Here is a 5032-nt window from a genome sequence, read left to right as displayed (position 1 = left end):
GGTGCCGCGAATAGGCGCGCTGCCTGATACGTGAAATACACAGTGATCTGAAGCTCTGATTCAACACCATAGACAACCACTAGCCACCAAGACACTAGACGACTGGTCTAATTATCTATATTATCGCCGCCATGAACACCAAAACCCAAGACACCCGGCAACACATACTCGACATTGGCTACCAACTGGTGGTCAGTAAAGGCTTTGCCGGTGTGGGCCTGTCGGAATTGCTGAAAACTGCCGAGGTGCCCAAGGGCTCCTTCTATCACTACTTCAAATCCAAAGAGCAGTTTGGCGAAGCGTTGATCCAGGCCTATTTCAGTGAATACCTGAACCAGCTCAACCAGTTGCTCGATAGCGCCCCCGGCAACCACTACCAGAAGCTGATGCACTACTGGCAGCACTGGAGCGAGCAAAACAGCTGTCAGGGTCAGGCAAGAAAATGCCTGGTGGTGAAACTTGCCGGTGAAGTGTCCGATTTATCCGAGCCCATGCGCTTGGCGCTGCTAAACGGCACCAATCGCATCATAGCGCGGGTGGCCGAATGTATCGAACAGGCGCGCTCTGCGGGCGAGCTTGGTATCAGCGACAGTCGCCAAACCGCCGAGCAGCTTTACAACCTGTGGATTGGCGCTAGTTTACTGAACAAAATACGTTTGGACGATGCCAGCCTGCAGCAGGCGCTGCTGACCACCAGACAGGTGTTGCAGCCCACCGCTTGAGCCGGTAACCAACCACAAGAATAATCCCAAATCCAAGCCGCTATTTCGATAGCGGATTTTTTGAAATAAACACTAGACGACTGGTCTAATTCAACCAAAGGACAGACTTATGACTGACTCCATCAACCGCCGCATCGTGCTGGCCTCACGCCCTGTTGGCGCACCTACCAGCGACAATTTCCGCTTGGAAACCCTGGCAAAACCCGAACCCAGGCAGGGTGAGGTGCTGCTGCGCACCATCTACCTGTCGCTCGACCCCTATATGCGCGGTCGCATGAGCGATGCCAAATCCTACGCCGAGCCGGTTGCTCTGGGCGAAGTGATGATTGGCGGCACCGTGTGTCAGGTCGAAGTATCCAACCACCCTGACTTTGCCGTGGGTGAGTGGGTGCTGGCCTACAATGTGGGCTGGCAAAGCTATGCAGTATCCGGCGCCGAGGGCCTGCTGAAACTGGGTGCCAAGCCAAGCCATCCATCCTACGCCCTGGGGGTTATGGGCATGCCGGGCTTTACCGCTTATATGGGCCTGCTCGACATTGGCGCGCCAAAAGCCGGTGAAACCATAGTGGTGGCCGCTGCCACAGGTCCTGTGGGCGCTACCGTAGGCCAGATTGGTAAACTGAAAGGTGCACGGGTGGTGGGCGTTGCCGGCGGCGCCGACAAATGTCGCCATGCCGTTGAAGTACTTGGCTTTGATGCCTGTATCGACCACAAGTCGGCCAACTTTGCCACTGAGCTTGCTGCCGCCTGCCCTGACGGTATCGATGTCTACTTCGAAAACGTCGGTGGCGCCGTGTTTGATGCGGTGATGCCACTTTTAAACACCGGCGCCCGCATTCCGGTATGTGGCCTGATTTCCCAATATAACGCCACCGAGCTGCCCGCCGGGCCAGACAGGCTGTCGCTGTTGATGGGACTGATATTGACCAAACGCATCAAGGTGCAGGGCTTTATCATTTTTGACGATTATGGCCACCGCTACGGCGAGTTCGAGCATGATATGAGCCAGTGGCTGGCTGAAGGCAAAATTCAGTATCGCGAACAGATTGAGCAGGGTCTGGAGAATGCCCCCGAGCAGCTGATTGGCCTGCTGGAAGGTAAAAACTTCGGCAAGCTGGTGATTCAGGTGAACCAGCCGCTGTAATCTGCAACTGCAGAGCCTGCCATTGTCACCACGGCAGGCTCTGTTCCAGTCACTGTTCTAGCCGCTAGCCTGATATAGCCGCTAGACCAGTGCGCCGCAGCAGTTGCTGCACTAAGGTCGCACGGGCGATGGGGCCACCCATCGCTTAACCGCTCAGCCGAGGGAATAAACAGCGGCTCTTCGGCCACCACAGTATCGTCAAAACCAAAGTACTGCTGTTTGCCAAAGGGGTTGTCGCTTGCCACTCCAGAGCTGGCGCCAGCACTGACGGCAGCCAAGCCATTAAATACCTTCCCCCGCTGCTTGCTGACACCTAAGTGAGTCGCGTCGGATTGACCGCTTAAGCGGCCGTCGAACTGGATAGACTCGAAGGCTAAACCGCTTTTTACAAGTCTGGCATCCGCGCCCTTAAGGTCGATATGAATACTGCAAAGCTCGGCCCTGTCGGTGCTGAACAGATGCTCGGGGGTGGGGCCTTGGGTGATTGAAGCCGCTATGCGATTCGAGTAACGTGTTTAACCGACCACGAAGGACAGTCAGTTGAGAAGGAAACCCCATGCCCCAGATATTCTCCATAGCCACAACGCCCGCCATCGTGCTGCTGGTGTGTGCTGGCTTTGGGGCAGCGTTTTACTACCTCCGTAAAGCCATGCTGCTGCAAAACAACCTGCTTGCGCATATTCAGCGTCAGCATTCCAACGATTGGCAAAGGTTCATAAGCCAAGGCAAACTCTGTGGTGACAAGCACAAATGGGCCAGGCACCTCGCACTCGAAGCCCTGCGCGAAGGCAAATTCGCATCCAAAGCAGACGAAGTGCTGAGCCAGGGAGCTGCAGATATCAAGCGTCACCGGCAATGGGCGTTATTAGGTTTTATCTTCGCCCTTACCATGTGCCATTTGCTAACGGCCTAACGGTAAATAAGTAAATTGATAGGCACCAATTACAGCAGCAAGGTATACCAAAGACCGCACCCGCGCCGTGCTTAAAGTGCTGAGCGCGGGAGTATTGGCTGGCTAATCAACCTGCTTAAGCTGTGCCTTCAAGCCGGGTTAATGCAGTGCTTTGTCGGATGACTCAAGCGGCAGTTTGGCGACTATGGCATTGTCGTCATCCAAGCCGATTTTCTTAAGCTCAATCAGAATGTTGGCCATAGGCACTGCGGTGGCAATCAGGGTTTTTAGGCGGGTTCGCTCGCTGTCGTTAACGTCTCTGACCCACAGGCTGACTCCGATATGTATACCTTTATCAGTCAGCTGCCATGCATGGAGGCTGCCGATGGCATGCACCTTGTCATCCGCCAGCAACTGCTGACGCAACACCGCCAAATCCAGCTCTTCCGGTACAGCCTGCATCAACACCCGGCAGGCTTTGGCCAGCAGCACCACCCCATGGTAAATCACATAGGCGGAGATAATCGCCGTCACGATAAGGTCGGCGATATACCAGCCAAACAACATGATAAAACCGCCGGCGATAATCACTGCCACTGAGGCCATGGCGTCCGACACATTATGGATAAAGGCGGCGCGCAGGTTCATGTTGTCTTTGGCACCGGCCTTGAGGGTCAAAAGCGCGGTGGCGATGTCGATAACAAGCGCTATGCCTGCCACCACAAAAATAATGAAGCCGTCTACCGGGGTGGGATTCTGATAGCGCTGCCAGGCTTCCAGCAGCAGATACACCCCGACTATGATCAGCGTCAGGCTGTTAAAGGCGGTGGCAAGGATTTCGGCCCGGCCATAGCCAAACGAATAGCTGTCGTTGGCCGGTTTGCGGCCAAGTTTTCTGGCAATCAGCGCCACCAGAATGGCACCGGCGTCGCTTAAATTGTGCAGTGCATCGGCCACCAGCGACAAGCTGACCGCCAGGACCCCACCAATGACCTGAGCCACTGTGAGCAAAACATTGATAAAAATAGCGATATATAGATTCCTGTCGCTACCGCCTGCATGATTATGGGTGTGACCCATACTCACCTCCAGAAACTCGATTAAAAAGATACTCAGGGTGAAAAAAATGAAGGAGCATCCCGCTCCTTCGAGCCAAAACGGTTCTCACACTCTGTAATGCTTTGAGCAAGGCAAATCACGGCAACAGCAAAATGGGAAATCTGTTGCTGCACTTGTCTTTGGCGCTCAAAAGCAAGCGGAAACCCTGGCCAAATACCTGGGTCCGGCGGTTAGGCGGTGCCGAAACAAGGGCCTCCCTGGCAAACTCAGCGCCAAGCTGGCAGTCCGTGACCGTCAGTTCGGCTCTTCAAACTCGCGCTCATCGCGCCGGTACAGCGCCATGTAAAGGGTCGGCAACACCAGCAGCGTCAGCGCCGTCGAGCTGAACAGCCCGCCGATAATCACCACCGCCAGCGGCTGTTGAATTTCGCTGCCAACACCAGTTGAGAGCAAAATCGGAATAAGCCCCAGCGCCGAGGTCAGCGCCGTCATCAGCACCGGCCGCAAACGAGCGGCTGTGCCTTCGTACACCGCCTGATACAGGTCTTCACCACCGGCGCGGCGCTGATTGATGGAGTCCACCAGCACCACGCCATTGAGCACGGCCACGCCAAACAGGGTGATAAAACCGATGGAGCTGGGCACCGACAGATAGGTGCCGCTGACATAGAGCGCCACCACGCCGCCAATCAGCGCCAGCGGCACGTTGGCCATGATGAGCCCCACTTGCTTGAGCGCGCCGAAGGAGAAGTACAGCAAGAGCGCAATCAGACCTATGGACACAGGCACCACCAGCATCAGCTTGGCCTGGGCCCGCTGCTGGTTTTCGTACTGACCACCCACACTGACGGTATAACCCGGCGGCAAATCGGCCTCAGGCACCAGGGCGTAGATGTCTTTCACCACCGAGCCCATATCACGGCCGGAAACGTTGGCCTGCACCACCACCCGGCGCTGCACATCGTCGCGGCGAATATTGGGCGGCGCCATTTCCACCACCACATCGGCTACCTCACCCAGACGTACCCGGGCGCCGTTGGCACCAACCAGCAAGAGATCCGCTATGGCATCTGCACTGGCACGGGTGTCGGCCTTAAGGCGCACATTGATGTCGTAGCGGGCGTTGCCGTCAATCACCTGCCCGGCGGCGCTGCCACCAATGCCGGTGCTGACGAGGTTCATCACCTCATCCACGCTGATGCCGTAGCGCGCCAG

The 5032-nt window shown here is 56.2% G+C and carries 6 protein-coding genes; 3 read left to right on the top strand and 3 right to left on the bottom strand.

The window, feature by feature from the left end:
* The first annotated feature begins 131 nt into the window (after positions 1 to 131).
* Together ABYK60_RS18150 and ABYK60_RS18145 are read left to right on the top strand one after the other, a co-directional pair.
* The gene (locus tag ABYK60_RS18150) at positions 132 to 722 is read left to right on the top strand and encodes a TetR/AcrR family transcriptional regulator (RefSeq protein ID WP_372873403.1); all 591 of its coding nucleotides are present in this window, start codon (positions 132 to 134) and stop codon (positions 720 to 722) included.
* 109 nt (positions 723 to 831) lie between these two features.
* Complete coding sequence (locus ABYK60_RS18145; RefSeq protein WP_372873402.1) at positions 832 to 1866, top strand: NADP-dependent oxidoreductase; 1035 nt, start codon at positions 832 to 834, stop codon at positions 1864 to 1866.
* Here ABYK60_RS18145 and ABYK60_RS18140 read toward each other — a convergent pair.
* Positions 1845 to 2144 carry a hypothetical protein gene (locus ABYK60_RS18140; RefSeq protein ID WP_372873401.1) on the bottom strand — a complete coding sequence of 100 codons (300 nt, stop codon included), beginning with the start codon at positions 2142 to 2144 and terminating at the stop codon, positions 1845 to 1847. The genes ABYK60_RS18145 and ABYK60_RS18140 overlap by 22 nt on opposite strands.
* Before the next feature lie 278 nt (positions 2145 to 2422).
* Between ABYK60_RS18140 and ABYK60_RS18135 the strand changes: the two genes are divergently transcribed.
* Positions 2423 to 2779 carry a hypothetical protein gene (locus tag ABYK60_RS18135; RefSeq protein WP_372873400.1) on the top strand — a complete coding sequence of 119 codons (357 nt, stop codon included), beginning with the start codon at positions 2423 to 2425 and terminating at the stop codon, positions 2777 to 2779.
* A gap of 138 nt (positions 2780 to 2917) precedes the next feature.
* On the opposite strand, the gene ABYK60_RS18130 is transcribed toward ABYK60_RS18135, so the two are convergent.
* Positions 2918 to 3838, bottom strand: coding sequence for a cation diffusion facilitator family transporter (locus tag ABYK60_RS18130; protein ID WP_372873399.1), 921 nt, complete (start codon positions 3836 to 3838; stop codon positions 2918 to 2920).
* Positions 3839 to 4111: 273 nt separating this feature from the next.
* A partial coding sequence (locus ABYK60_RS18125) for an efflux RND transporter permease subunit (protein WP_372873398.1) occupies positions 4112 to 5032 on the bottom strand: 921 nt, incomplete at its 5' end.

This window comes from Shewanella sp., from assembly GCF_041630135.1.
Taxonomy (GTDB): Bacteria; Pseudomonadota; Gammaproteobacteria; order Enterobacterales; family Shewanellaceae; genus Shewanella.
Note: the sequence above shows the minus strand (reverse complement) of the source record. Positions and strands in the feature narration are given on the sequence as shown.

What these genes read in the sequence shown, in the direction of transcription:
- ABYK60_RS18150 (WP_372873403.1), top strand. Translation starts at nt 132, where the DNA reads ATGAACACCAAAACCCAAGACACCCGGCAACACATACTCGACATTGGC.
- ABYK60_RS18145 (WP_372873402.1), top strand. Translation starts at nt 832, where the DNA reads ATGACTGACTCCATCAACCGCCGCATCGTGCTGGCCTCACGCCCTGTT.
- ABYK60_RS18135 (WP_372873400.1), top strand. Translation starts at nt 2,423, where the DNA reads ATGCCCCAGATATTCTCCATAGCCACAACGCCCGCCATCGTGCTGCTG.
- ABYK60_RS18130 (WP_372873399.1), bottom strand. Translation starts at nt 3,838, where the DNA reads ATGGGTCACACCCATAATCATGCAGGCGGTAGCGACAGGAATCTATAT.